Source organism: Olleya sp. NP1-10, assembly GCF_055804415.1.
On the sequence record NZ_CM147840.1, the window covers coordinates 2936015 to 2962751 of the forward strand.

The window sequence follows — 26737 nt, forward strand, 5'->3', positions numbered from 1 at the left end:
TATGATTACAATTAAAAAAGTAGAGACAAAAGCAGACTATAAGACGTTTGTAAAATTTCCTTTTCAAATATATAAGGATTCTAAGTATTGGGTGCCTCCTATTATTAGTCAAGAATTAGCCACATTTGATAAAGATAAAAATCCAATATTTAATGATGCCCAGGCAACATTATTTTTAGCCTATAAAGCTAACAAAGTTGTAGGACGTATTGCTGCGATTATAAATTGGCTAGAAGTCAAAGATCAAGACTTAAAAAAAATGCGTTTTGGTTGGTTTGATTTTATTGACGATTTAGAAGTAAGTAAAGCACTTTTAAATGAAGTTTATACCATTGGTAAAAAACATAATTTAGCATATAGTGAAGGTCCAGTTGGTTTTTCTAACTTAGATAAAGTTGGAGTAATGACTGAAGGTTATGATAACTTAAGCAACATGGTAACATGGTATAATCACAGTTATTATGTTAAACACTACCAAACTCATGGTTTTACTGTTGAAAAAAATATATCGAAAGCAGATTCCCTTTTGAAAATGTTAAACCTGAATTTTTCTATAAAGCACAAGAATTAATTAAACGTCGTTACAAACTAAGAGCTTTAGATTTAAAAAAGACATCAGAAGTTATGCCTTATGCAGATAAGATGTTTGATTTATTTAACGAAACTTATGCTTCACTATCCTCTTTTGTAGCTATCACAGATATTCAGAAAGAATATTTTAAAAAGAAGTTTATTAGTTTTATAAATCCAGAATACATAAAATTTGTTGTAGATAGTGATGATAAATTAATTGCATTTGCTGTAGTTATGCCTGGTTTTGCAGAAGCTTTACAACAAATAAATGGAAAACTTTTTCCATTAGGTTTTTTAAAACTATTAAAAGCTAAAAAGGAAAGTAAAGATGTGATGTTTTACCTAATAGGTGTACATCCTGATTACCAAAATAAAGGTGTACATGCAGTAATATTTAACGAGTATTATAACACATTTACTGAAAGAGGTATAAAAATGTGTTATCGCACACCTGAGTTAGAAGATAATGAAGCTATAAGAAAAATATGGAAGCATTTTAGTCCAGAAGTATATATAAGACGTTGTACTTATAAAAAACAATTATAATTTTAGAAAACAAATAATTATCTAAACTAAAAAATCCGATTCAAAACTGAATCGGATTTTTTGTATGTTTAAAATAATAATTTTATTCACCCATTGATTTAATTAAAGCAGCAGACATACGCTTGTAAGTACCGTTAACTAAACGCTCTCTAATCGCTTCAAAAGCATCTAATGTTTCTGACACATCTTGTAATGTATGTGTTGCAGTAGGAATCATTCTTAATAATATTAATCCTTTAGGAATTACTGGATACACAACTATTGAACAGAAAATACCATAGTTTTCTCTTAAATCTCTAACTAAAGCCATAGCTTCTGGAATACTTCCATTTAAGTAAACTGGTGTTACACAACTTTGAGTTGTACCAATATCAAATCCACGATCTTTAAGACCTGACTGTAATGCATCTACAATTTTCCATAAGTTTTGTTTTAACTCAGGCATTGTACGTAACATATCTAAACGCTTTAATGCTCCAACAACCAATTGCATTTGCAATGATTTGGCAAACATTTGAGAACGTAAGTTATATTTTAAATAATCAATAATTTCTTGATCTGCAGCTATAAAAGCTCCTGTACTAGCTAAAGATTTAGCAAATGTTGCAAAATAAACATCAATATCATCTTGTACGCCTTGCTCTTGTCCTGCTCCTGCTCCTGTTTTACCTAAAGTACCAAAACCATGAGCATCATCAACAAATAATCTGAAGTTATATTTTTGTTTTAAAGCAACAATTTCTTTTAAACGACCTTGTTCACCACGCATTCCAAAAACACCTTCAGAAATCACTAAGATTCCACCTCCAGTAGTTTCAGCCATTTTAGTAGCACGTACTAAGTTTTTTTCTAAACTTTCAATATCATTGTGTTTGTATGTAAAACGTTTACCGTGATGTAATCTAACACCATCAATAATACATGCATGTGCATCAACGTCATAAACAATTATATCATCTTTACCTACTAATGCATCTACGGTAGACACCATCCCTTGGTAACCAAAGTTTAATAAGTAAGCTGCTTCTTTCTCAACAAATTCTGCCAACTCATTCTGTAATTGTTCGTGTAGTTCTGTGTGACCAGACATCATACGTGCTCCCATTGGATATGCAGATCCATAAGCAGCAGCTGCTTCTGCATCTACTTTACGTACTTCTGGGTGGTTTGCTAACCCTAAATAATCGTTGATACTCCATGTGATAACTTCCTTACCTTGAAATTTCATACGGTTAGAAATCTCTCCTTCTAATTTTGGGAATACAAAGTAACCTTCTGCTTGAGCAGCCCATTTACCCAATGGTCCTTTGTCCTTGTATATTTTTTCAAATAAATCTTTCATGTAAAATGCGATTTTTAAGCTATCATAATTAGGTATAATTAGCTTAAGCTATTAAATTTTAGTTAGATGTTACAAAATTAGGCAATTTTATTATTCATGCATAACAAATAACCTATGGATTTTTAATAAAAAAAGTCAATCTTACTATAAATATAAGATTAACTTTTTTCTATGTTTTGTAACGTTTACTTTATATATTGAATACTTTGTGCTGCAGCTTCATTTTTACTGTCAAAGAAACCTTGTTCAGTCATCCACTTGTCACTGTATACTTTACTCATATATCTTGAACCATGATCAGGAAAAATAACAACTACGTTATCTGTATCCTTAAATTCATTTGATTCATTTAATTGTTTAAGTGCTTGCATTGCTGCTCCAGAAGTATAACCTACAAACAATCCTTCGGTTTGAGCTATTTCTCTTGCTGTATGTGCACTTTCTTCATCTGTAACTTTAACAAACTCATCAATACTATCAAAATCTGTTGCTGTTGGTATTAAATTTTTACCCAATCCTTCAATACGATAAGGGTAAATCTCTTTATCATCAAACTCTCTTGTTTCATGGTATTTTTTTAATACCGATCCATAAGCATCAACACCAATAACTTTGATATTTGGATTTTGCTCTTTCAAATATTTTGCTGTACCAGAAATAGTTCCTCCTGTACCACTACAAGCAACAAGGTGTGTTATTTTACCTTCTGTTTGATTCCATATTTCAGGACCTGTAGATTGGTAATGTGCATCTATATTTAACTGATTAAAATATTGGTTTATATAAACAGATCCTTTAATTTCATCATGTAGACGTTTTGCAACTTGATAATAACTTCTAGGATCATCAGCACTTACATTTGCAGGGCAAACATAAACTTTTGCTCCCATGTTTTTTAACATGTCAATTTTATCTGCAGAGGACTTTGAACTTACAGCTAAAATACAATCGTAACCTTTAATTACACTAACCATTGCAATACTAAATCCAGTGTTACCCGAAGTTGTTTCAATAATAGTGTCACCAGGTTTGATGATACCTTGCTTTTCTGCTTGCTCTATAATATATAGTGCAATTCTATCTTTTGAAGAGTGACCTGGATTAAAAGCCTCTACCTTTGCTAGGTAATTACCTTTAAAACCTGATGTCATTTTTTTTAGTTTTATCATTGGCGTATTACCAATTAAATCTAATACGTTATCAAAAACTTGTTTTTTTGTTCCATAAATGCTATTTAAAAGCTACTTATTTTTTTGATTTTTAAAATCAAACCATGCAAAAGTAATGATTTTTTTGACTATTTATTTATTCCTTCCAAATCAAATAGAAAAGCGTATTCTAAAGCGACCTCTTTTAAGGCCTCAAAACGACCTGAAGCACCACCATGACCTGCTTCCATGTCTGTTTTTAATAATAATAAATTGGAGTCAGTTTTTAACTCTCTTAATTTTGCTACCCATTTTGCTGGTTCCCAATATTGAACTTGAGAATCATGTAAACCTGTAGTGACTAATAGATTTGGATACTCTTTTTGTTCTACATTGTCATAAGGTGAATAAGATTTCATGTAATCATAATAGGTTTTATCATTTGGATTTCCCCATTCATCATATTCTCCAGTCGTTAATGGTATTGAATCGTCTAACATTGTGGTTACAACATCTACAAAAGGTACTGCAGCTACTACTCCATTATACAGTTCTGGATTCATATTAATAATTGCTCCCATTAATAATCCTCCTGCACTTCCACCCATTGCGTATAAATGCTTTTGTGACGTGTAGTTATTGTCTATTAAAAACTTTGAACAATCAATAAAATCTGTGAATGTATTCTTTTTGGTTAATAGTTTTCCATTTTCATACCAAGGTCTTCCTAAATACTCACTCCCTCTAATATGTGATATAACATAAATAAAACCTCTGTCTAGCAAACTTAGTCTGATAGATGAAAAATAAGGATCTATTGTAGATCCATAAGATCCATAAGCATATTGTAATACTGGGTTTTGACCATTAAGTGTCATTCCTTTTTTATAAACAATAGACATTGGTATTTTCTCACCATCTCTAGCTGTAGCCCAAATACGCTTAGATTGATAGTTGTCTTTATTAAAATTAGGGTCTAAAACGGTTTGTTCTTTTTTAACTGTTTTTTCTTTTGTTTTAAAATTGTAATCTATTATTGAACTTGGATTGGTTAACGAATTAAAGCCATATCTTAAAGTTTCGCTTTCAAAGTCAGGATTGTTTCCTAATTGAGCTGTGTAAGTTTCACTTTCAAAATCTAAATAATAGTTCTCTGCTCCATTCCAACTAATAATTCTTAATTGGTTTAATCCGTTTTGTCTTTCGTTTACTATTAAATAATCTTTAAAGATTTCGATATCTTCTAATAAAACATCTTCTCTGTGTGGTAATACATCTGTCCAATTATCACTTGAGGTATTACTTTCGTTTGTTTTTTGAAGCTTAAAGTTTGTCGCTCCATCTTTGTTAGTGATAATATAAAAGCTATCATCAAAATGAGCTATTGAATATTCTAAATCTTTTTCACGAGAATTAAAAACTCTAAAATCATTGTCAGGTTGGTCTGCTTCAAGTATTTGATACTCGGTAGCCAAAGTACTTGAACTTCCAATAATTAAATATTTTTTAGATTTAGTTTTGTAGACGTAGGTGTTATAAGTTTCGTCTTTTTCATGAAAAACCAATTGATCTGTTGATGCATCAGCACCTAATTTATGCTTGAAAATTTTATCAGAACGTAAAGTAACTTCATCTTTTTTACTGTAAAATAATGTTTTATTGTCATTAGCCCAAGTCATTCCACCTGTTGTATTTACAATAACATCATCATAAATTTCTCCTGTTACTAAATTTTTAATTTTGATAGTATATTGTCTTCTACTTACTGTATCTACAGCAAAGGCTGCTAAGGTGTTGTCTGTACTAATAGTTAAACCGCCTAGTTTAAAATAACTATGTCCTTTAGCCATAAGATTACAATCAAATAAAATTTCTTCATCTGCTGTAAGACTGTCTTTTTTTCTGGTATAAATTGGGTAATCTTTACCTTCCTCATATCTAGTGATGTACCAATACCCATTCTGTTTATATGGCACACTTTGGTCATCTTCTTTAATTCTAGCTTTCATCTCATCAAATAATGATTTTTGAAAACCTTCTGTATGTTTTAAAATTGACTCAGTGTAATTGTTTTCAGCATTTAAATAATCTAAAACCTCTTGATCTTCTCTTTGATTTAACCAATAATAATTATCAATTCTGGTGTCATTATGAATTTGTAATTGCTTTTCAACCTTTTTAGCTATAGGTGGATTTACATTAGTTTTAGTCATTATATTATCGTTTTTACAGGAAAACACAAATGTAAAACTTATAATAATTAGCATATACTGTTTTTCATATTTAATTTTTTTGAGTTTTAAACTATCAATTTAATAAATTTGTAGCTTAAACTTAAAATTAAATAAAATGTTTGGAGATTTAATGGGTATGATGGGAAAACTAAAAGAGACCCAACAAAAAGTAGAGGAAACAAAAAAAGATTAAATACTGTTTTAGTAGATCAAAATAGTAGTGATAATTTACTAAAAGTCACATTGACTGCCAATAGAGAAATTAAATCTATTACTATTAGTGATGATTTATTAGAAGACAAAGAGCAACTTGAAGATTACTTAATATTAACACTAAACAAAGCTATTGCCAAAGCAACAGAGATTAATGAAACTGAATTAGCTGCTGTTACTAAAGAAGGTATGCCAAATATACCAGGCATGGATATGTTTAAATAATTTAATGTTGAAGTATAAAAAAAGGAAGCCAATTGGCTTCCTTTTTTATTTTATGTAATATATACTAATTAGTTAGCATTAATAACTCTAAATTGAGTACGTCTGTTTGCTAAGTGCTCTCTTTCTGTACAAGAAACACCATCAGAACATCTGTTTGCTAATCTAGACTCACCATATCCATTAGATACAATTCTTGAAGAATTGATTCCTTTAGAGATTAAGTAGTTAGTTACCGCTTGAGCTCTTCTTTCTGATAAAGATCTGTTAGATGATTTAGAACCTCTTGAATCTGTGTGAGAAGCAATCTCTACTGATACACCATCAGCTAATACAGGTAATAATTTAGCATCGATTTCAGCTTTAGCAGCTGCAGTTAATGATGCAGAACCTAAATTCCAGTTTATGTTTAAGTCGTTATATTCAACGATTTTACAATCAACTTCTTTCCAAGTTGTTAAACCACCTTTTTTCTGTAATACTTCTTTAGTAACAGTTTTGTTAACAGCTGGTACAGTTTTCTCTTCTACTCTAGCATCGTTAGCTAAAACAGTACGCTTTAAAGTAGCTGTTTTTTGAGGTACTTCAATAACTCTTGTTGTTGGAGGTGTAGCCATTACAGTACGTTTCATTGTTGTAGACGTAGATGGTATAGTTACTACTCTTGTAGTTTCAGGAGTAATGATAGTTTTTCTTAATGTAGTAGACTTTGAAGGAATATCAACCGCTCTTGTTGTAGGAGGTGTTGCCATTACAGTACGCTTCATTGTTTTAGTTACTGCAGGAATTTCAGTCACTCTTGTTGTAGCAGCATCAACAACTATAGTACGTTTCATCGTTTTTGTTACAGCAGGAATATCAATAACTCTTGTTGTTGGAGGTGTTACCATTACTGTTCTAGTCACCTCTTTTGTTACAGCAGGAACTTCAATTGTTCTTGTTGTTGGAGGTGTAACCATTACTTTTCTTGTTACTTGCTCAGTTACAGCAGGAATATCGATAACTCTTGTTGTAGCTGGTGATACTAAAACCGTTTTCTTAACTGTTTTATTAACAGCAGGAATTGGAATTGTTCTTGTTGTTGGAGGTGTAACCATTACAGTTTTCTTAACCGTTTTTGTTACAGCAGGAATTTCAATAACTCTAGTTGTAGCTGGAGTTAAAACCACACGTCTTGTATACGTTCCCATTCCACAATCCTCAGAACTATTAGGTGCTTGATCACATCCTGGCTTAGTCATTACTTGAGCATCAGAAGCTAATTCTGTAGTATTTATTGTAATGTTTTGAGCTGGAATATTTTTGTAACACCAGTATCTACAATCGTTAGGGTCACTTGAAGCACAATCTGCTGCTGGAGTATCACTCATTCCCCATTTTGCTGTTGCAGGCTTAACTTCTATTACCTCATAACCTGAAGTAAATTTAGCAGGAACTACAGATAAAGTAGAACCAAACTGTTGCTTCTTATAAGATAAAGTTTCATTACCCCATTTTGCAGGAATAACTTCTAAACGTTGAGATGCTTCTTTAACAACTACTTCAAAAGTTTCTGTACCATATTTTGCTGGAACAATTTCTAATCTTGAAGACTCAGGTTGTACTAATACTGTTACGTTTTCTGTAGTCCATTTTGCAGGAACCACTTCTAAACGTTGAGATGCTTCTTTTACAACAACAGTTTCTGTTCTTGTTTCATATTTAGCAGGTATAGATTGTAACTTAGTGTAAGCCGCTTCAACCAATACTGTTTCAGTTCTGTTTTCATATTTTGCAGGAATAACCTCTAAACGTTGTCCAGCTTCTTTTACTACCACTTCAAAGTTTTCTGTTCCTAATTTAGCAGGAACTACTGATAAAGTTTGACCTCCTTCAGAAGAAACAACCTCAAAATTTTCTGTAGCATACTTAGCAGGAACTACTGAAAGCTCTTGGTAAGATGGTTGAATAATCATTTCTTCAGTTGTAGTATCTGTAGAACCAGGTACTTTTTCTAACTTCTGAGAAGCTTCTTGTGTAACAACTTCAAAAGTTTGTGTTTCATATTTAGCAGGAACTACTGATAATTCTTGTCCAGCTGATTGAGTTACAACTTCTTCGTTTTCTGTTCTGTACTGTGCAGGAACAACACTTAACTTTTTATAAGCTGGTGCTACCTGTACTGTAATGTCTTGGTTAACCCATACATCAGGAGTTACACAACGTACATAACATTTCCCTGGTTCAGGATTTGTTGGTAAATCTTGTGCAAAAACTGCTGAGCAGACTACAAAAGATAAAATTGTTAGTAATACTTTTTTCATTGTTGTTAATTTAAATGGTTATTTATTAAACATATTTAGTCGAAACTAATAACGACTGTTCTCTAATTTCATTCAAAAAAAATACTTATCAAACAAATAGTCACTTTTATTCATAACACTAAGTTAAAATTTCGACCAACAGTGTTAAAATTCAGCTTAACTACATATGAAAAATGAACAGTGTTTTTTGTTTTAATAAACTTTCTGTCTAAATTACAACTTTTTTAACACATTTAGCACTTTATCATGCTGATTATCAGAGTAATTTAAATGGGTTACTAATCTTAATTTCCCATTTCCCATACTAATGATTTTAATATTTTTATCAGAAAGCACCTCTAAAAAATCATTTTCTGAATATTTTTCGTTAAGTTGAAAAATCACAATATTAGTTTCAACAGGTTCAACCTTTTTAACAAAAGAAGATTTAAGCAATACTTCTGCTAATTGTTTAGCTTTTAAGTGGTCTTCTTTTAATCTTTCAATATTATGCTCTAGAGCATATAATCCTGCTGCTGCTAAAAATCCGCCTTGGCGCATACCTCCTCCTAAAATCTTTCTAATTCTTATAGCATTTTTCATGATTGCTTCATCACCAACAAGTACTGATCCGATTGGACAACCCAATCCTTTACTAAGACAAACAGATATGGTATCAAAAGCAGCTCCATATTGTGCTGTAGTTTCATTTTTAGCAACTAAAGCATTCCATAATCTTGCTCCATCTAAATGAAACCCTAAATTATGAGTTTTACAAAGGTTTTTAATTTTTAAAATTTCATTAAAATCCCAACACGCTCCTCCTCCTTTGTTTGTTGTATTTTCAATTTCAACTAAAGTTGTTAAAGGACTATGGTAAAATTCTGGTGGATTAATAGCTTCTTCAACTTGACTAGCAGTAAACATCCCTCTATGACCATCTAATAACTTACAAGAAATACCACTATTAAAAGAGGCTCCTCCACCTTCATAATTATATATATGAGCATACTGGTCACATATAACTTGATCTCCAGGATTGGTATGTAGTTTTAAAGCGGTTTGATTAGCCATCGTACCACTAGGAAAAAACATAGCGTGTGACTTACCAAACTGTTTGGCTACCTTTTCTTCTAGAGCATTAATAGTTTCGTCTTCTTTATACACATCATCACCAACCTTAGCTGTCATCATGGCTTCCATCATTTCTAAACTAGGTTTAGTAACGGTATCACTTCTTAAATCAATAAACATATCTTTAGTTTTAATCTTGATAAAATTATTAAAATTGTAGCTAAATATTTTTAAATCTTAGTAATAATTCTATTTTTGTTACCCACTCAAAGTTAAACTTATGATAACTTCAGAACACATAAAAAACCTTAATACACGCCTTAAATCGTTAAGGCAATATCTTTGACATTGATAATAAGCTAGTTGCGATTCAAAATGAAGAAGAGCAAACGTTTGATCCTAACTTTTGGAATGATTCTGCTGCTGCAGAATTAGTTATGAAATCCTTAAGAGAGAAAAAATGGATAAACGATTACGAAGACTCTAAATTATATATTGAAGATTTAGAGGTTATATACGAGTTTTATAAAGAAGATGAAGCTACTTTAACTGATGTTGAAGAGCGTTACAATAAAGCACTGACTTTAATTGAAGAATTAGAGTTTAAAAACATGTTATCTGAAGAAGGTGACAGTTTAAGTGCTGTTTTACAAATTACAGCAGGAGCTGGCGGAACAGAGAGTTGTGATTGGGCAAATATGTTAATGCGTATGTATTTAATGTATGCCGAAAAAAATGGCTTTAAAGTTAAAGAGTTAAACTTTCAAGAAGGAGATGTTGCTGGTATTAAAACTGTAACGCTAGAAATTGAAGGTGACTTTGCTTTTGGTTGGTTAAAAGGTGAAAATGGTGTACACAGATTAGTACGCATTTCTCCTTTTGATAGTAATGCAAAACGACATACTAGTTTTGCTTCGGTTTATGTTTACCCTTTAGTGGATGATACTATAGAAATTGATATAAATCCTGCTGATATTGAAATTACAACCGCTAGATCCAGTGGTGCAGGTGGACAAAATGTAAATAAAGTTGAAACTAAAGTACAACTTACGCACAAGCCTTCTGGAATACAAATTTCATGTTCAGAAACCAGGTCTCAACATGACAATAGATCCAGAGCAATGCAGATGTTAAAGTCTCAGTTGTATGAAATCGAACTTCAAAAGCAATTAGCACAACGTGAAGACATTGAAGCTAGTAAAATGAAAATTGAATGGGGAAGCCAAATAAGAAATTATGTTTTACATCCATACAAGCTAATAAAAGATGTTAGAAGCAGCCATGAAACAGGAAATGTAGATGCTGTTTTAGATGGAAATATAGAACCCTTTTTGAAAGCCTATCTTATGATGATGGGACAACAAGATATTAATACAGACAACCTTTAGACAATGATAAAAATTTACCATAATCCAAGATGCAGTAAATCTAGACAAGGTTTACAGTTATTAGAAGACACAAACCAAGAGTTTGAAATTATTAAATATCTTGACAATCCATTAACTATAAAAGAAATTAAAGAGATCCTTACTGCTCTTAATATTAAACCAATTGAACTAGTTAGAAAAAACGAAGCCATTTGGAAAGACAACTACAAAAATAAAACCCTAACAGACAATCAAATTATTGAGGCTTTACAAGCCCATCCTAAACTAATTGAAAGACCAATTGTTACCAATAAAAACTCAGCAGTTATTGGTAGACCAACTGAACTGATAAAAACAATATTATAGTTTATTAACGATTATTTCAGTACAATCAAACTCCCTCACTAAACTAATGATAATAATATATCACAATCCTGAGTCATCAGACTCAAACGCTTGCCTTGAAATTTTAGAAACCTCAAAACATGATCACGAAGTCATAAAATACCAAGATAGACCTCTAGATAAACCAAAATTAATTAAAATTATAAATCTGTTAAACATTAAACCTGATGAATTAATCAGAAAAGACAGTAAAGTATGGATTGAAAACTTTAAACCCTTAGTAGATGAAGGTCAACAATTTAACAATGATAGTTTAATTGATATAATGATTGAATATCAAGATATTATAGAGCGACCAATTGTAATAAATGGAGGAAAAGCAGTCGTTGGTAAACCAGCAAAACTTATATTTAATATCAAGCCAAACCAAAACTCTACTTTATGATTTGTGCTTTTTTATTTAACAAAGCTTTAACCAAACACGCTTAAACCTTAAAGTATTTTTGTGGTCATATTAACAAACCAAAATCTATGACTAAAAATATTATTTCCTTTTGCTTACTGCTAATATGCGCCAATTTTTCTTTTGCGCAAAATGCAAATCAAAAATCAGTAACCATTAAAGGAAAGATTCTTGAAAAAGACACAAATGCACCTCTAGAGTATGCTACAGTAGTATTCAAAAGTATTTCATCACCTAATGATGTTTCTGGAGGAATTACAGATGCTAACGGTAATTATTCAGTTGAAGTAAAAACAGGTAATTATACTGTTAGTTTTGAATACATTGGCTTTAAAACCGAAGTATTAAACAATAAATCTATAACTTCTAATCAAACGCTACCAACTCAATATTTAGCAATTGATGCAGAAACATTAGATGAAATAGAAATTGTTGCAGAAAAAACAACTGTTGAAATAAGATTAGATAAAAAAATATACAACGTTGGTAAAGATTTAACTGTACGTGGTGGAACCGTAAGTGATGTTTTAGATAATGTCCCTTCAGTTTCAGTTGATGTTGAAGGTACTGTTGCTTTACGTGGTAATGATAACGTACGTATATTAATTAACGGAAAACCATCTGGTTTGGTTGGTTTAAGTTCTACAGATGCCTTAAGACAGTTACCTGCAGAGTCTATTGAAAGAGTTGAAGTTATTACCTCTCCTTCTGCTAGATATGAATCAGAAGGTACAGCAGGTATACTAAACATTATTCTTAAAAGAAGTAAGCTACAAGGTTTAAATGGTGCTATAACCACAAACGTTGGATATAATCCTGCAGCAGGAATATCAGGAAACATAAATTACAGAACGGGAGATATTAATATTTTTAATACTACAGGATATAGTTACAGAGAATCTCCTGGTAATTCTTATGCTTACACACAATATTTAAATACAGATTTTGATGATGACGGAAATCTAATCTCTGATAATCCTGATACATTCACAGAAGAAACTAGAGATTATGAGCGTATAAGAAAAGGTTTAAATACAAATTTTGGTGTAGAATGGTATGTTAATGATTCTGCCTCTTTAACGACTTCTTTTTTATACAGAGATAGTGATAACGAAAGAAACACAACCAATACCACTTTACAAACAGATGCCTTAGGTAATACCTCTACAAATGTGCGTATAGATCCAGAATTAGAAGATGATAAAACCATACAGTATTCATTAAACTTCAATAAAAACTTTAATGATAGTGGTCATACTTTGACTTTTGATTTTCAATATGAAGAAAATAATGAAAATGAAAATTCAATCATACTTTCGGATAATGTAATATCTGATGATATTTCTAGTTTTGAAGAACAAGAGCGTATCTTACTACAAACAGATTACGTACTTCCAATCGGAGAAAACTCTCAATTTGAAGCAGGATTTAGAGGTAATTTCAACACACAATCTACAGATTTTATTGTGCAATCTGTAAATGATGAAGGCGCTTTAGAGCTTGACAATACACAATCTAATTTATTTAACTATGGGGAAGATTTAATTGCTGTATATTCTCAATTTGGTAGTAAAATTGGTAAGTTTTCATACCTTTTAGGTTTAAGATTAGAAAATACCCGATTAACTATTGATCAACCAACAAGTGGAGATTTTAGTAAACGTAACTACACTGGTTTGTTTCCAACAGTAAATTTAAGTTATGAAATTAGTGACAGAGAAAACGTAACCTTAGGTTATGCTAGACGTTTACGTAGACCACGCTCTCGTTTTATTAATCCTTTTCCTTCTTTTTCAAGCTTAACAAGTGTATTTAGAGGTAATCCAGAATTAGACCCTAGTTACTCTGGACAATTTGATTTAGGATATTTAAGACGTTTTGGTAAGTTTACATTTAATGCATCCACTTACTACTCACATGCAACAGATGGTTTTAATTTTATAAGTTTTGACACAGGTGAAGTCGTTACAATTTCTGGACAAGATGTTAACGTTATACAACGTTCTCCTATTAATTTAGCAACTGAAGACAGAATTGGAGCCGAATTTACTTTAACTTATAATCCATCAAGAAAATGGAGAATAAATACTAACTTCAATTTTTTCCAATCTGAAGTTGAAGGTACTACTCCTAACGGATTGTCACTTGATAACAAAAATACAAGTTGGTTTGCTAGATTAAGTAACAAATATACTTTACCTGCAAGTATTGATTGGCAAACAAATTTATTCTACAACGGTCCAAGTCAAGATGCTCAAAACGATAATGAAGGTATTTTTACAACCTCTATGGCTTTTAGTAAAGATCTATTTAACGAAAGAGCTTCAATAGCTTTTAATGTTAGCGATTTATTTAATAGCAGAAAAAGACAACAAACTACAACTACTCCAACTTATATTAGCGACAGCGAATTTCAATGGAGAGAACGAAGTTTTAATCTTTCATTTACTTACAGATTTAACCAGAAAAAGAAACGTACTCAACGTGGAAACTATGGTGATGGTGGTGGTGATGAATTTGAAGGATAAAATATTAATACCATAATAAAAAGCTGCTAGAAATTCTAGCAGCTTTTTTTATATCCAAAGTCCTTTTATTTTAAATATAGGTCATAAAAAAAGGGAATCAATATTGATTCCCTTTTTTAAAATTGAATTTTATTAAGTCTAAACTAAATAAAACTATCTATATTTTATAACTAAGCGTTACGCTTAGCCTTTTTTCTTCTTTAATCTCGTTTAAACGCTCGATTAAACTTCCTCCAATCCAATAAGGAACTACAAATGTTATTAAAAATATCATTAACCAAAAACCTATGGTTAAGATAGTTAAAAATGCTAAAAAGCCTAAATATTGGTCAAATTCGAACATACTGTGTTTAGTTTCGTGTTTATTATTATTGCAAATATAAAGTAATCTTGTTTTTTATACAATATAAAGTAAAAATTTATTAATGGTATTATTAATATACTTTATAACTATTAACCATTAAAACTATTGTCATGAGGTTTAAAATTAATTATAAACGTGCTTTCAGGTAACTTTTTATATTCTAAATCGCCTTGTAATTGCTCGGTTAAAATATTAATCAACTCCATCCCTAATGAGTCTGACGTTTTATAATTAAAATCATCAGATAATCCATCACCATAATCTTTATAGATTAATTTAAAACTAGGACTATTATCTTCAATAGTAATACTTAATCTATTATTCTCATTATCTTTAAAACTATATTTAAATGAGTTTGTCACTAATTCATTTAAAATTAAACCTAGGTCTGACGCTGTTTCTGCATCAAAAAATAATGTTTCATCAATATTAATGTCTTTAAGTAAATGCATTGATTTATTTTTTACAGTATCTTCGACATACTCTAATAATTGTTCAACGTATTCTCTTGTTTTCACATCTTTTAAAGTAGTATTTCCATAAAGCTTTTCATGTATTAAAGACATGGAACGTATCCTATTTTGACTATCCTTTAATGCTTGTTTAATGTTTTCATCTTCATATTCGTTTTCTTGCATTAATAATATACCAGCAACCATCTGCATGTTATTTTTTATTCGATGGTGTATCTCTTTTATTAAAGTTTGAATTTTCTTTAAGTTAATTTCTAATTCATCATTTTTATGAACAACCAAATTATTTACCTCTTTTAAAGTTTGATTTAAACGTCTATTTTTTAAATATTGACTTAAGGATATTAGTATTAAAACAGATAATAATGCATACCAACCATATGCCATGTAATTATTTTTAATATTTATTTGTGGCTTAACTTTAAAAGCACTTCCTACTTTTAGTTCTAAACCAAATAAATCGATTGAAGAATAAATATAATCTGAATCATTAATATTATAATTTTTATAATATTCTTCATCTTTGGCTTCAGAATAAATCTTGGTATCGTTGTAAAACCCTTCTCTTGTAAGATCAAAACTATCTTTAATTATAAATTTATGCAGAAATGTTTTCTCTAAATTATTTGTGTAAAAAAATCCAATAAATATTTGACATTAATGATTGGCGAAAAATAACCCAACACTTCATTTTTATTATTCCTAGCTGAAAAGTTAAAAGGAAAACCTGTCCAACCTTCACGTAAATTTACTGGTAAAAATAACCTTATTTTATCATCATACATATGCTGCTCTAAATCAAGCATTCTGTCAGGAGATAAAAATGTTTTTCCTGAGACACCTTTAAGGTTTTGAGGATCTATTTGATTGGGAGTGATAACATATTTAAATATATGTTCTTTGTCAATGTAATTAACCAATATTGAATCATCAAATTTTATATTTTTAAGTAAATCCTTTAAATATATTTGAAGTTTTTTTCAGAAGGAAATGTTTCTGAATTTTTAGTGTAACTTTTTATTGAAGAAACTAATGTAGCATACACCTGTATTCCGGATTTAGCATTATTAATAGCCTCTGTATGAGCTTTTTTTAATTCAGCTTCAATTTTTTGTTGTTCTAGTTGATTGTTTTTACTTAATAATCTATTCAACAATACAGCACCAATAATTAAAATCACTAATACTGTAAGGTAATATTTTATATTTTTAATAGAATATGATACAAACATTAGTGTACTAAAAACAGATTCATTATTGACCATAAAGATAACTGATTTTTATTATATTTTAATCTTTTTAAAATGAATTAACGATAATTAATGGGCTTTTTTAAACAGAAACTAACAACTTGTTATATTCTTTATTTTTAAATTTTAATTATATAAAACTGTTAATTTAAAACCACAAAATTTTGTAATTTTACAATCATAATTTAATCAATTATCAAATGGAATATAGAATAGAAAAAGACACCATGGGCGAAGTTAAAGTGCCTGCAGACAAGCTTTGGGGAGCACAAACAGAACGTTCTAGAAATAATTTTAAAATTGGAAACGTTGCATCAATGCCACTTGAAGTGGTTTACGGATTTGCTTACCTAAAAAAAGCTGCTGCTTATACTAACTGTGAACTTGGAGTTTTACCTATTGAAAAAAGAGATTTAATTGCAACTGTTTGTGATGAAATCTTAAAAGGCAAACATGATGATCAGTTTCCTTTAGTAATCTGGCAAACAGGTTCTGGAACTCAGTCTAACATGAATGTAAATGAGGTTATTGCTAACAGAGCACACCAATTAGCTGGAAAAACTATAGGTGAAGGAGATAAAACTATACAACCTAATGATGATGTTAATAAGTCACAATCATCAAACGATACTTTTCCAACAGGAATGCATATTGCTGCTTACACAAAAATTGTAAAAAACACTATTCCTGGTGTTAAGCAATTACGTGATACTTTAAAGAAAAAATCAGAAACTTTTAAAAATGTAGTAAAAATTGGTCGTACGCATTTAATGGATGCTACACCATTAACTTTAGGACAAGAATTTTCTGGATATGTCTCACAGTTAGACCATGGACTTAAAGCTTTAGAAAACACTTTACCACATCTAAGCGAAATAGCTTTAGGTGGAACTGCTGTTGGTACAGGTCTAAACACTCCAAAAGGATACTCAAAACGTGTCGCTGAATATATAGCAGAATTTACAGGACAACCGTTTATTACGGCTCCTAATAAATTTGAAGCTTTAGCAGCACACGATGCTATTGTTGAAAGTCATGGTGCTTTAAAACAATTAGCAGTCTCTTTAAACAAAATTGCTAATGACATACGTATGATGGCATCTGGACCAAGATCAGGAATTGGTGAAATTATCATTCCTGCTAATGAGCCAGGAAGTTCAATAATGCCAGGAAAAGTTAATCCTACACAATGCGAAGCTTTAACAATGGTATGTGCTCAGGTTATGGGTAACGATGTTGCTATTAGTGTTGGTGGTACACAAGGACATTACGAGCTTAACGTCTTTAAACCAATGATGGCTGCAAACATCTTACAATCTGCGCAGTTAATTGGTGATGCTTGTGTAAGTTTTGATCTTAATTGTGCTGCAGGTATAGAACCAAATCACGAAGTAATTAAAGAGCTTTTAAACAACTCTTTAATGCTAGTTACAGCTTTAAATACTAAAATAGGATATTATAAAGCTGCAGAAATAGCTAATACTGCTCATAAAAACGGAACAACTCTAAAAGTTGAAGCTGTTAATTTAGGGTATGTTACTGCTGAAGAATATGATGAATGGGTAAAACCTGAAGAGATGGTTGGAAGCTTAAAATAAGCGCTCACAACTTTTTATAAATTTAAAAAACCGATAAGTAAGCTTTATCGGTTTTTTTAGTTTAGTTAGTTATTAAATAAAAAAATAATAGGGATGGATAAATAACCACTCAAATTTATAACAATTCTAAATAATACGCATTAACATATGTTAATAAAACTAAAGTTTACCTCTTACTCTACTTAATTGAACAGGAGTAATACTCAAAAATTTAGCGATTTGATACTGAGGAATTAAATTATCAATATTAGGAATTATTTTTCTTAAATTTAAATAACGTTCAGTAGCATTCATTGTTAATACTTCGATATATTTTTTGTCTTTCTCACAGACTAAAGCTTCTAAAAATTTAGCATAAAAACCCAATATTTCAGTATTAGACTTATATAATTCTTTAAATTTAGTAAAATCTAAAACATAGATTTCACTATCAGTCAGACATTCATAAGTGCTTTCAGAAGGTATCTGATTTAATAATGCCTCAAAAGACGCAATTATTGTCATTGGTGTAAATAAAGACTTTGTTACCTCTTTACCACTTTCTAATCTAACATAAGAACGCATAACCCCTTTTACTATTAAATAAATTTTGTCAGGTATATCACCAGAATCATCCAATATCGTACCAGCGGGTAACGCTCTAAATACCGAACAATTAAAGATCAAATCAAACGATTGGATAGACATTTTATAAAAAGAACACATATAAGCATATATATCTTCATAAGATGTTTGCTTTTCTGCTACCATAATTTTAATTTACACACAGATAAATGTATACCTTTTATTTATTTAAGATATATCTTTTCGATGTATCGCAAATAAAGAATAACAATAAGTAAGTTAAACAAAATCGTTCAACACTATGTTATTTGTCTATATTTGAAAATTAAACCGAAACAATTTACATGTCAATTTTAATAACAAACATCAAGAAATTACTACAAGTTAGAGACGAAAACACTTTAAAAGTTTCTGGAAGTCAAATGAAAGATTTACCATCAATAACTAATGCTTATCTGTTAATTGAAGATGATACAATTGTAGATTTTGGATCAATGATAGACGTAAGTAATGTAAAGGCCGATAAAACGATTGATGCAAAAAATAAATTGGTATTACCTACTTGGTGTGACTCTCATACTCATATAGTTTATGCTGGAGATAGATCTCAAGAATTTGTAGATCGTATTAACGGATTAAGTTATGAAGATATTGCAAATCGTGGTGGTGGTATTGTCAATAGCGCTAAAACACTTCAAAACACAAGTGAAGACGATTTATATAACCAATCTATACAACGTGTTAAAAATGTAATGCAATTAGGTACAGGTGCTATTGAGATTAAATCTGGTTATGGTTTAACACCAGATGCAGAACTTAAAATGTTACGAGTAATTAAGAGAATTAAAAAAGATTTTCCTGTAAAAGTAAAGGCTACTTTTTTAGGTGCTCATGCATTACCACTTGAATTTAAAACAAATAAGCAAGGGTATTTAGATCAAATTATTAATGACATGCTACCAAAAATAGCAAAAGAAAACTTAGCACAATATATTGATGTCTTTTGCGAAAAAGGGTATTTTGATTTAAACGATACTGCTCAAATATTAGAAGCTGGTTTACAATATAATTTAATCCCTAAAATACATGTTAATCAATTTAATGCTTTTGGTGGTATCGCTTTAGCTGTAAAATATGGAGCTGTAAGTGTTGATCATTTAGAAGAATTAAACACTGAAGATATTGAAGCTTTAAAAGGAAGTAGTACAATGCCTGTGGCTTTACCTTCTTGTTCCTATTTTTTAAGTATTCCATATACACCAGGAAGACAACTTATTGATTCTGGATTACCTTTAGCTTTAGCTACAGATTATAATCCTGGCTCTACTCCTTCAGGAAACATGAATTTTGTTGTTAGTACAGCTTGTATTAAAATGAAATTAACACCTGAAGAAGCCATAAATGCTGCAACATTAAATGGTGCTTACGCAATGGGTATATCTAAGGAATATGGAAGTATTACTAAAGGAAAAAAAGCAAACATAATTATAACTAAACCTGTTTCAGGATATAACTATTTACCTTATGCTTTTGGAGATAATCATATTGATCAAGTTATTATAAATGGTATTTTGATTTAAAATTAAAAAAACCTGAAAACTATAAGCTTTCAGGTTTTTTAATGGATTTTTTTAATTACTATTATTAAGTACGACTATTTAAGGGAAAATTCTGTACTTGATATTAATTCATTGGCATCAAAAACATTAATTTGATAACGTCCTGATTCAAATTTCTCATCATTTTTATTATCAATAAACTCACAAATATCTAGGTTTCCATTTTCATAGTTAAACTTACTAATTAGACTATAATTTAGCATTTGTTCTCCAAACTTTACCTGTTCATCAGCTCCTAATATCTTACTACTAGGATCTATTACTTGAACATAAAATTCTTTATCTCCAGACAACACCAATCTGTTTTTAGTAACAGTAAAACAAACTCTAATTTTATCACTACGTTTTGCTCTTTCAGTAGGTATTAACTTACCATTATTACGTTGTATTACTCCAAAACCTTTTAAGTTAACAGCATTAAGTACTGCTGCTTTTTCAACAACATCAGCTAAAGCAGTGTTTTGTATAAGTAAAGAGTCATTAAACATTCTACTCTCTTCATATTTAACATTAGTACTGTCTAATGTTGTAGCTAACTGCATGTTTTCAACTTTCAATCTATCATTTTCAGTTAAAAGCGCATCCATTTCAGTTTTAAGAGCGTTGTATTTATTGTAGTAGCGTCCTAAATTTCTTACGTTAGTTTCAGAAACTTTTAAAGAATCTATTAAATCTTGAATACGATCTCTAGCTTCTACTAAATTTTGATTAGTTACTTGAGTTTCACTTAAAGCAACGTCATATTTTGCTGCCATAGTATTTAAGTCTGTCAACACATCGTTTTTTTCTTGCGTCAACTGTTGTTCATTTTCTTTTTTTCTTTGTACAATGTAGAAGTGTAAATACCTGTACCAATAAATAATGCTAAAGCGATTCCTAAGGCTACTTTTAAACCTGTACTTGCTGTGTTATTTGCCATAATCTTTTAATCTATGAGTTAAACATTAATTTTAAAATCTTATTATTATTGTAATAATAAAAACGTAATTTTATTTTTTCAAATCTACATAAAAAGTAAATGAATAAATTAGTTTTATTTAATAATTCCTTTTCAGACAACTTAATTAATGCGCGTTCTGGTGAAACCAAATTTGGTCAACAAATCATTAAGTTAACTAGTGTTTCCAATATATACGACACACTTAAAGGTTTAGACGTTAAGTATGTTTTATTTGGATTGCCAGAAGATGTTGGTGTTTTTGCAAACCTCGGTAAATCAGGAGCTTGCAACACATGGGAGCATGTAATTAAAATTTTGTTAAACACACAAAATAATATTTTTAATGAGGCTAATAAAATATTAATTTTAGGGCACTTAGATTTCACCAAAGAGCAGAAAGAACTTACAGAATTAAATCAAAATAATCCAAAACAAATTATAAGAGCCAGAAAATTAGTCGCTAAAATGGATAAACATGTAGTTGATTTAGTATCAACTATAGTTAATGCTGGTAAAATACCAATAGCCATTGGTGGAGGACACAATAACGCTTATGGTATGATTAAAGGAACTAGCTTGGCTTTAAAACGACCAATAAATAGTATTAATTTTGATGCTCATACAGATTTTAGAGCTTTAGAAGGAAGACACAGTGGTAATGGATTTAGTTACGCTTACGCTGAAGGTTTTTTAAAACGATACTATGCTTTTGGATTGCATGAAAACTATACGTCAGCATCTATATTTAGCCAATTTAATAACAATAAACATTTAGATTATAATACCTACGAAGCTATTGCTGTACGACAAGAATTAAAATTTAAAAAAGCGCTTAAACAAGCTACAAAACACGTTGGAAAAACTAATTTTGGGATAGATATTGATTGTGATGCCATTCTAAATATTAGTAGTAGCGCACAAACACCAAGTGGGTTTTCGGTTGAAAAAACAAGACAGTTTTTACATCATTTTGCTTCACAGAGTAACGCCAATTATTTACATATTAGTGAAGCTGTTGCTAAAAAGAAAAATGGACCGCAAATAGGTAAATTGATTAGCTATTTAATAACAGATTTTATCCGCTCAAACGCCAAAATTAATGACTAAATTACAGTTAGAATATTTAAGATTAGCACTTACAGTTATTGTATTTGCTCTAATAATAACGCCTCTATTTTTACATATAAATCAAGTTACTATTAACTGGTTTAACAGCTTATCTCAAGTTATGGCTATTCCATTGCTAATACTATGCATTGGTATTCCGTTGTGGATGATTGTAGATTTAGTACGTAAAAAAGTAGCGGATAAATCTATATTTAATTTGACGTTTTTTATTTCTGTTATCTCAATAGCATTATTGTTTTTTTCTATTAAAATTTTAAATTAAAATGACCGATAATATCATTAAAATTATTCCTTTTGATTCAGATTTATCACCAGAGTTTTATGATTTAAATATTGAGTGGTTAGATCGTTATTTTGTAATTGAGGATTATGATAGAGCTGTATTAAGTCAACCTCAAAAATATATTATTAATAAAGGTGGTTTTATATTTTTTGGTCAATTAAATCATAAAATTGTTGGGACTTATGCTTTTATGCCTTTAAAAAATGAGCCTGGTTTTGAACTTACTAAAATGAGTGTTGCTCCTGACTATAGAGGATTTAAAATAGGTCAACAACTACTAACCCATTGTATTGCTTTTGCTAAACAACAAAACTTTAAAAAATTACTATTATATTCTAGTACAAAACTAGAAAATGCTATTTATTTGTATCGCAAATTTGGTTTTGAAGAGGTCGTGCTTGAAACAAACTCGCCTTACCAACGTGCTGATATTAAAATGGAATACAATTTAAACGCTTAAATTAAAGTCCTTCAAGCGAATCTATTTTACGCTTTAAACTTTCAATTTTACTAGCTTCTTTTTCTTTTAAAATAGAATCATATTTACGTTGTAAAGCATCTAAAGACTCTGTCTTAGTTGTATTAGGCAATGTTGTTGTACTATCAATAGCCATGTATTGCTCGTTTAAATCTTTAACAATGGCTTCTGTAGCTTTGTCTTCGTCAAAATAAAATTCTTCAATACCTTCACTAGATCTCCAAGCTTCATTTAATTGATCATACACCGATTTTTCCCATTGACTTGGATGTTTAGCATCAATCCAAACTACATCTCTGTATTCGCTATCTATTAAAGCTAAATCTGGTGTAGCACTACCATCAAATTGTGCGCCTTCTTCTTTTATAGATGAAATTGTTCCTAAAAAAAACATACGTTTACGACCTGCAATATTTTTAATATATGGTCTAAATTCTACTGGTTTATTTACCGACCAATCATATTCTTTTCTAGATTCAATAACTTTTAAAGGCATTGCCGAAACTCCTGCATAACCTTGTTTTTTTGAAGCATGATCATAATAATACAGTCTATTTGTACCATCTGCAGGCACAAATACACTAAAGGTTAAACTGGTACGCTCCTCTCCTACTGGCTCTAATCCAAACCAATGGTATAGACCATTATAAGCCTCTGACTTTGAATCTGAAAAATCAAAATCTGTAACAAATGGTTGCTGGTTTTGATCATCTGGAAGGTTTGGAATTTTTACTGCTGTTTCCATATTCCAAGGTAATGGATCGCTAAAACCACCTAAAAACTTTAAAGATTCTGCTTGCAAACGAGATACTTTTTCTGATAAAGTATTTTGACGTGTCAGATAAGGATGGTTTTTCATTTGATCAGGAGCTATAAAAGTCCCTTTACCGATGGTTACACGCTCTATGTAATCGTTAAAATCGTGTGCACCATTATCGATTACCATAACACCTCCAAAGGTTGGATACGGAAAGAAAAAACCTTTCCATTTAATTAAACTTACAACTTCAACCCATTGACCAGAATCGTTTTTCATGTAAAAAGTATCACTTGGCTCGTAATTAAATAACATCCAAGGATTAAAACGTTGCACAACTGCATTGTATGTGTTTCGGCTAAATTTTAATGATTCACCAATAGAGAATGTTGCTGATATTCGGTTTTCGTTAGAAAATCTTGGAAAAGGTGTTGTACTTGATACTGAAAAAACTTCTTCTGTATTATCGCTTATCCCTTGCCAAACGTATTTTTCGGTTGGTTGAATAGCCATAGTCCATTTATTTTGATCATCAATACGTACTAAATGTGGTAAGGATACATCTTTGGTTTCTCCCACACTTTCATTAGCCATAGAAAAAATGTTACGTAAAGGTTGGATACGTTCGTTTTGAGTTAATGGTAGTTCATTAATTTCAATTTTATTTAAGTCATTAAATACATTGTAAGTACGCATGTAATCATACAACTGAAAATGCCAACCTGCTGCATACAATAACCCAAAAAAGGCTAAAAGTAATCCTAAAACCCCTAATCTTATACCTGTTGAAGCTGAATTACGAAATTTACGTAATCCAAAAAATAAAACAATTGCACTTAATACTATTACAAAAATATATTTACGAAAAAACAGCAATAATGGTTGATAATCATCCCTTAAAAAGAACAATAACCCAAATACAATTAATCCTAAAATGATGACAATTGCTTTTTGTTTTCCGCCTTGATTCCAATAATTTTTAATCATATATTTTATATTTAGGTTGATCGCTTATTACTCCAACCGAATCGTTTGTTAGTTTAAATATTTTCAGCTTTAAGCTGAAAACTGAACATTTAGATAATAATGACTTTTAATAATAATGATAAATTACATTAATCCTTTGTCTTTTAAACGCTCTCTTGCGCTTTTTTCTGGTGCTTTTGGTGTCTCTTTAATTTCTTTTTTAGCTTCCTGAACAACTTTTGCATCTTGAGTTTTAAGGTCTTCTAAAAATTCTTTTCCTTTATTAAAACCCTCTTTTACTACATCCTCAAGGCTATCTGTTTGTTCTTCTATAACTTCACCAGATTTTATAACAAAATTAGCAACGTAGGTACCAATTAGAGTTCCGAAGATAGCTGATGCTAGAGAAGAAATACCATAATAGCTACCAAAAATAGCTATTGGTGTTAAAAATTGAATAATTAATGCTACAACTAAAAACAAAACTGCTACAGTTAAAACTCTTGGCAAAACATCTTGTTTATATATAAAACCTTTAGTTTCTGTAGGCTTCATTTGTAATGCTTTACTGTTGAAAATTTTATTAAAAGTACGGTATATTGCATTGCTTTTAGATTCTGTCCAATACAAGAAAATTCCGAAAAGGATTGCTCCAAAAATATAATAATTTCTAAACCCATGGTTTTATTTTTTTGATTAGTAATAGCTATTTATACAGCCTCTACTAAATTAGTCTATAATTTTTAAATATTGTTACTAATAGTTTCTATTACCCAGTCTTTAAATGAGTCGTCCCAAGTATTATATTGTTTGTAAAACTCCTCTTTATCATACCAATATAAAAATAATACATCTCTAGGAGACACATTAATTAATAACTTCCAGATTAAATCTTGATGTCTGGCTGTTAAAGAACTATGTGGAATATGCAAGGCATTAAACAAATTAACATCAACGATATCTGCAATTTTATATTGGTTACTAACCGCTATTTTATCTAAGTACAATTCTACTCCCATAACTCGTTTTCTAGTTGAAATATCAAGTCTGTTTAAATAGCTTTTAAACAATACTGGATCACTTAAAATATCACGTAATGGATGTTGCGTATCTTTTAAAGCCATAGCAAACTCCATTTTTTTAATACGCTGGTAACGGTCTGTGTTTAGGGCTTCTTCCAAGTCATGTTCTATTATAACATGATCACGAAGTTTGTCCATTAATTCAGGTTGTAGTATGTGATAAATTGTAACGTCTTGAATGGTGTCTTTAATAGCTTGTTTGTACCATTTTTTATTTTCAAAAATAATAATTGGCGTTATAAAATCACGTAAAAGGTATACGCCTCCAAACGATTTTGTGTAAAATGAATCTGTTTGATATTGCAAACTATGCAAACTCAAATCACGACCACGTAAATCTCCATATTCTTTAGCAGAAGCTAGGATTTTGGCATGTAATTCTTCATCTATAAAATTATTACCTTCTTTAAAAGTATTTATTAATTGTTGTTGTTCTTTTTGAATTTTATCTAGGTTATTTACTAAATGAAATTTAATATAAACCTTATTATATTTTAAAACGTCAAGAGGCTCGTAAAACGCATCAATATCTTGGTCAAAATCGATGCATATAGCTGAATCTCTAGTAATATCATTTATTTTTTGACCATGTACTTGAAACACTTGTTTCATCATTTCTCTGTCAAAACTATGAAATGGAGAATATACAGGTTTACCTTTTTGTAAAGGCGAAATAATTATAGCATGTGGATTAGCTTCGCCATTATTTAGGTACATTGTAGACCCTTTTTCTTCAGCAATTTCTGGACTATAACCCAGTCCATCTATTGAAAATTTAGTTAATTTTGTTGGTGTAAATCCTAATTTTATAAGACACTGATTGTATCGGTCTACTAATTTACCACTAATAGGAATTAGTTCGCTTCTGTAAAGATTTGCTAGTTTAAGTTTTTGCATTA

Annotated in this window: 24 protein-coding genes and 2 pseudogenes; 11 read left to right on the forward strand and 15 right to left on the reverse strand. The window is 30.3% G+C overall.

Going from position 1 to position 26737, the window contains the following annotated elements; genetic code table 11:
• Position 1: 1 nt before the first annotated feature.
• Positions 2 to 1119, forward strand: a pseudogene (locus AC0L4B_RS13765) (GTP cyclohydrolase).
• 82 nt (positions 1120 to 1201) lie between these two features.
• Here the strand turns inward: AC0L4B_RS13765 and AC0L4B_RS13770 are convergent.
• The 3 genes from AC0L4B_RS13770 to AC0L4B_RS13780 all read right to left on the reverse strand — a co-directional run bounded on the left by AC0L4B_RS13770 (position 1202) and on the right by AC0L4B_RS13780 (position 5822).
• Positions 1202 to 2461 carry an aminotransferase class I/II-fold pyridoxal phosphate-dependent enzyme gene (locus tag AC0L4B_RS13770; RefSeq protein ID WP_473437425.1) on the reverse strand — a complete coding sequence of 420 codons (1260 nt, stop codon included), beginning with the start codon at positions 2459 to 2461 and terminating at the stop codon, positions 1202 to 1204.
• Positions 2462 to 2646: 185 nt separating this feature from the next.
• Positions 2647 to 3690, reverse strand: coding sequence for a PLP-dependent cysteine synthase family protein (locus AC0L4B_RS13775; RefSeq protein WP_473439446.1), 1044 nt, complete (start codon positions 3688 to 3690; stop codon positions 2647 to 2649).
• A 68-nt stretch (positions 3691 to 3758) separates the two neighbouring features.
• A complete protein-coding gene (locus tag AC0L4B_RS13780; RefSeq protein ID WP_473437426.1) occupies positions 3759 to 5822 on the reverse strand; it encodes a S9 family peptidase in 2064 nt (687 codons plus the stop codon).
• Positions 5823 to 5958: 136 nt separating this feature from the next.
• On the opposite strand from AC0L4B_RS13780, the pseudogene AC0L4B_RS13785 reads away from it, so the two are divergent.
• Positions 5959 to 6281: pseudogene (locus AC0L4B_RS13785) on the forward strand (YbaB/EbfC family nucleoid-associated protein).
• Positions 6282 to 6349: 68 nt separating this feature from the next.
• On the opposite strand, the gene AC0L4B_RS13790 reads toward AC0L4B_RS13785, so the two are convergent.
• Positions 6350 to 8581, reverse strand: a complete 2232-nt coding sequence (locus AC0L4B_RS13790) for an OmpA family protein (RefSeq protein ID WP_473437427.1) — start codon at positions 8579 to 8581, stop codon at positions 6350 to 6352.
• 213 nt (positions 8582 to 8794) lie between these two features.
• Positions 8795 to 9814, reverse strand: a complete 1020-nt coding sequence (locus tag AC0L4B_RS13795; RefSeq protein ID WP_473437428.1) for a threonine aldolase family protein — start codon at positions 9812 to 9814, stop codon at positions 8795 to 8797.
• 100 nt (positions 9815 to 9914) lie between these two features.
• On the opposite strand from AC0L4B_RS13795, the gene prfB reads away from it, so the two are divergent.
• From prfB to AC0L4B_RS13815, 4 genes are all read left to right on the forward strand, one after another.
• Positions 9915 to 11022, forward strand: a protein-coding gene (gene prfB, locus AC0L4B_RS13800) for a peptide chain release factor 2 (protein ID WP_473437429.1) whose coding sequence is annotated in 2 segments (ribosomal slippage) — positions 9915 to 9977 and positions 9979 to 11022 — 1107 coding nt in all. Because the reading frame shifts where the segments join, the coding sequence is not laid out codon by codon here.
• A 3-nt stretch (positions 11023 to 11025) separates the two neighbouring features.
• Positions 11026 to 11367, forward strand: coding sequence for an arsenate reductase (glutaredoxin) (arsC, locus tag AC0L4B_RS13805; protein WP_473437430.1), 342 nt, complete (start codon positions 11026 to 11028; stop codon positions 11365 to 11367).
• Between the two features lie 46 nt (positions 11368 to 11413).
• Positions 11414 to 11791 carry an ArsC/Spx/MgsR family protein gene (locus AC0L4B_RS13810; RefSeq protein WP_473437431.1) on the forward strand — a complete coding sequence of 126 codons (378 nt, stop codon included), beginning with the start codon at positions 11414 to 11416 and terminating at the stop codon, positions 11789 to 11791.
• A gap of 86 nt (positions 11792 to 11877) precedes the next feature.
• Positions 11878 to 14337: a TonB-dependent receptor gene (locus tag AC0L4B_RS13815; protein WP_473437432.1), complete on the forward strand. Its 2460-nt coding sequence runs from the start codon at positions 11878 to 11880 to the stop codon at positions 14335 to 14337.
• A gap of 157 nt (positions 14338 to 14494) precedes the next feature.
• Here AC0L4B_RS13815 and AC0L4B_RS13820 read toward each other — a convergent pair whose 3' ends face one another.
• From AC0L4B_RS13820 to AC0L4B_RS13835, 4 genes are all read right to left on the reverse strand, one after another.
• Positions 14495 to 14680, reverse strand: a complete 186-nt coding sequence (locus tag AC0L4B_RS13820; protein ID WP_473437433.1) for a hypothetical protein — start codon at positions 14678 to 14680, stop codon at positions 14495 to 14497.
• A 110-nt stretch (positions 14681 to 14790) separates the two neighbouring features.
• Positions 14791 to 15561 (reverse strand): sensor histidine kinase, encoded by a 771-nt coding sequence (locus AC0L4B_RS13825; protein ID WP_473437434.1) that lies wholly within the window; start codon positions 15559 to 15561, stop codon positions 14791 to 14793.
• Positions 15562 to 15791: 230 nt separating this feature from the next.
• Positions 15792 to 16094 carry a hypothetical protein gene (locus AC0L4B_RS13830; RefSeq protein ID WP_473437435.1) on the reverse strand — a complete coding sequence of 101 codons (303 nt, stop codon included), beginning with the start codon at positions 16092 to 16094 and terminating at the stop codon, positions 15792 to 15794.
• 38 nt (positions 16095 to 16132) lie between these two features.
• A complete protein-coding gene (locus AC0L4B_RS13835) occupies positions 16133 to 16438 on the reverse strand; it encodes a hypothetical protein (RefSeq protein WP_473437436.1) in 306 nt (101 codons plus the stop codon).
• Between the two features lie 185 nt (positions 16439 to 16623).
• Here AC0L4B_RS13835 and fumC point away from each other — a divergent pair, with 185 nt between their 5' ends.
• Positions 16624 to 18021: a class II fumarate hydratase gene (fumC, locus tag AC0L4B_RS13840; RefSeq protein ID WP_473437437.1), complete on the forward strand. Its 1398-nt coding sequence runs from the start codon at positions 16624 to 16626 to the stop codon at positions 18019 to 18021.
• A 159-nt stretch (positions 18022 to 18180) separates the two neighbouring features.
• Here the strand turns inward: fumC and AC0L4B_RS13845 are convergent, their stop codons facing one another.
• Positions 18181 to 18771 carry a Crp/Fnr family transcriptional regulator gene (locus AC0L4B_RS13845; protein ID WP_473437438.1) on the reverse strand — a complete coding sequence of 197 codons (591 nt, stop codon included), beginning with the start codon at positions 18769 to 18771 and terminating at the stop codon, positions 18181 to 18183.
• A gap of 158 nt (positions 18772 to 18929) precedes the next feature.
• Between AC0L4B_RS13845 and hutI the strand changes: the two genes are divergently transcribed.
• Positions 18930 to 20165, forward strand: a complete 1236-nt coding sequence (hutI, locus tag AC0L4B_RS13850; protein ID WP_473437439.1) for an imidazolonepropionase — start codon at positions 18930 to 18932, stop codon at positions 20163 to 20165.
• 74 nt (positions 20166 to 20239) lie between these two features.
• Here hutI and AC0L4B_RS13855 read toward each other — a convergent pair whose 3' ends face one another.
• Both AC0L4B_RS13855 and AC0L4B_RS13860 read right to left on the reverse strand, forming a co-directional pair.
• Positions 20240 to 21001, reverse strand: coding sequence for a chromosome partitioning protein ParA (locus AC0L4B_RS13855; protein WP_473437440.1), 762 nt, complete (start codon positions 20999 to 21001; stop codon positions 20240 to 20242).
• Entirely contained in the window at positions 20998 to 21123 is a 126-nt protein-coding gene (locus tag AC0L4B_RS13860; RefSeq protein ID WP_473437441.1) for a hypothetical protein, read from the reverse strand. The genes AC0L4B_RS13855 and AC0L4B_RS13860 overlap by 4 nt, the downstream gene beginning before the upstream one ends.
• Positions 21124 to 21222: 99 nt before the next feature.
• Here AC0L4B_RS13860 and AC0L4B_RS13865 point away from each other — a divergent pair, with 99 nt between their 5' ends.
• Genes AC0L4B_RS13865 through AC0L4B_RS13875 form a run of 3 tightly spaced genes read left to right on the forward strand, consistent with a single transcriptional unit; the run spans position 21223 to position 23015 of the window.
• Positions 21223 to 22251 carry a formimidoylglutamase gene (locus AC0L4B_RS13865; protein ID WP_473437442.1) on the forward strand — a complete coding sequence of 343 codons (1029 nt, stop codon included), beginning with the start codon at positions 21223 to 21225 and terminating at the stop codon, positions 22249 to 22251.
• Positions 22244 to 22534 (forward strand): hypothetical protein, encoded by a 291-nt coding sequence (locus AC0L4B_RS13870; RefSeq protein ID WP_473437443.1) that lies wholly within the window; start codon positions 22244 to 22246, stop codon positions 22532 to 22534. The genes AC0L4B_RS13865 and AC0L4B_RS13870 overlap by 8 nt, the downstream gene beginning before the upstream one ends.
• 1 nt (position 22535) lies before the next feature.
• On the forward strand, positions 22536 to 23015 hold the full coding sequence (locus tag AC0L4B_RS13875; RefSeq protein ID WP_473437444.1) for a GNAT family N-acetyltransferase: 480 nt from the start codon (positions 22536 to 22538) through the stop codon (positions 23013 to 23015).
• Between the two features lies 1 nt (position 23016).
• On the opposite strand, the gene AC0L4B_RS13880 is transcribed toward AC0L4B_RS13875, so the two are convergent.
• The 3 genes from AC0L4B_RS13880 to AC0L4B_RS13890 all read right to left on the reverse strand — a co-directional run bounded on the left by AC0L4B_RS13880 (position 23017) and on the right by AC0L4B_RS13890 (position 26735).
• Complete coding sequence (locus AC0L4B_RS13880; protein ID WP_473437445.1) at positions 23017 to 24777, reverse strand: hypothetical protein; 1761 nt, start codon at positions 24775 to 24777, stop codon at positions 23017 to 23019.
• Positions 24778 to 24900: 123 nt separating this feature from the next.
• Complete coding sequence (locus tag AC0L4B_RS13885; RefSeq protein ID WP_473437446.1) at positions 24901 to 25311, reverse strand: hypothetical protein; 411 nt, start codon at positions 25309 to 25311, stop codon at positions 24901 to 24903.
• A gap of 188 nt (positions 25312 to 25499) precedes the next feature.
• The gene (locus tag AC0L4B_RS13890) at positions 25500 to 26735 is read right to left on the reverse strand and encodes a DUF6638 family protein (RefSeq protein WP_473437447.1); all 1236 of its coding nucleotides are present in this window, start codon (positions 26733 to 26735) and stop codon (positions 25500 to 25502) included.
• Between the last annotated feature and the right edge of the window lie 2 nt (positions 26736 to 26737).

Bases quoted from the DNA above. Each gene is read 5' to 3' on its own strand.
- AC0L4B_RS13770 (WP_473437425.1), bottom strand. From the start codon at position 2,461: ATGAAAGATTTATTTGAAAAAATATACAAGGACAAAGGACCATTGGGT.
- AC0L4B_RS13780 (WP_473437426.1), bottom strand. From the start codon at position 5,822: ATGACTAAAACTAATGTAAATCCACCTATAGCTAAAAAGGTTGAAAAG.
- AC0L4B_RS13790 (WP_473437427.1), bottom strand. From the start codon at position 8,581: ATGAAAAAAGTATTACTAACAATTTTATCTTTTGTAGTCTGCTCAGCA.
- AC0L4B_RS13795 (WP_473437428.1), bottom strand. From the start codon at position 9,814: ATGTTTATTGATTTAAGAAGTGATACCGTTACTAAACCTAGTTTAGAA.
- arsC (WP_473437430.1), top strand. From the start codon at position 11,026: ATGATAAAAATTTACCATAATCCAAGATGCAGTAAATCTAGACAAGGT.
- AC0L4B_RS13810 (WP_473437431.1), top strand. From the start codon at position 11,414: ATGATAATAATATATCACAATCCTGAGTCATCAGACTCAAACGCTTGC.
- AC0L4B_RS13815 (WP_473437432.1), top strand. From the start codon at position 11,878: ATGACTAAAAATATTATTTCCTTTTGCTTACTGCTAATATGCGCCAAT.
- AC0L4B_RS13820 (WP_473437433.1), bottom strand. From the start codon at position 14,680: ATGTTCGAATTTGACCAATATTTAGGCTTTTTAGCATTTTTAACTATC.
- AC0L4B_RS13825 (WP_473437434.1), bottom strand. From the start codon at position 15,561: ATGGCATATGGTTGGTATGCATTATTATCTGTTTTAATACTAATATCC.
- AC0L4B_RS13835 (WP_473437436.1), bottom strand. From the start codon at position 16,438: ATGGTCAATAATGAATCTGTTTTTAGTACACTAATGTTTGTATCATAT.
- fumC (WP_473437437.1), top strand. From the start codon at position 16,624: ATGGAATATAGAATAGAAAAAGACACCATGGGCGAAGTTAAAGTGCCT.
- AC0L4B_RS13845 (WP_473437438.1), bottom strand. From the start codon at position 18,771: ATGGTAGCAGAAAAGCAAACATCTTATGAAGATATATATGCTTATATG.
- hutI (WP_473437439.1), top strand. From the start codon at position 18,930: ATGTCAATTTTAATAACAAACATCAAGAAATTACTACAAGTTAGAGAC.
- AC0L4B_RS13860 (WP_473437441.1), bottom strand. From the start codon at position 21,123: ATGGCAAATAACACAGCAAGTACAGGTTTAAAAGTAGCCTTAGGAATC.
- AC0L4B_RS13865 (WP_473437442.1), top strand. From the start codon at position 21,223: ATGAATAAATTAGTTTTATTTAATAATTCCTTTTCAGACAACTTAATT.
- AC0L4B_RS13870 (WP_473437443.1), top strand. From the start codon at position 22,244: ATGACTAAATTACAGTTAGAATATTTAAGATTAGCACTTACAGTTATT.
- AC0L4B_RS13875 (WP_473437444.1), top strand. From the start codon at position 22,536: ATGACCGATAATATCATTAAAATTATTCCTTTTGATTCAGATTTATCA.
- AC0L4B_RS13880 (WP_473437445.1), bottom strand. From the start codon at position 24,777: ATGATTAAAAATTATTGGAATCAAGGCGGAAAACAAAAAGCAATTGTC.
- AC0L4B_RS13885 (WP_473437446.1), bottom strand. From the start codon at position 25,311: ATGAAGCCTACAGAAACTAAAGGTTTTATATATAAACAAGATGTTTTG.
- AC0L4B_RS13890 (WP_473437447.1), bottom strand. From the start codon at position 26,735: ATGCAAAAACTTAAACTAGCAAATCTTTACAGAAGCGAACTAATTCCT.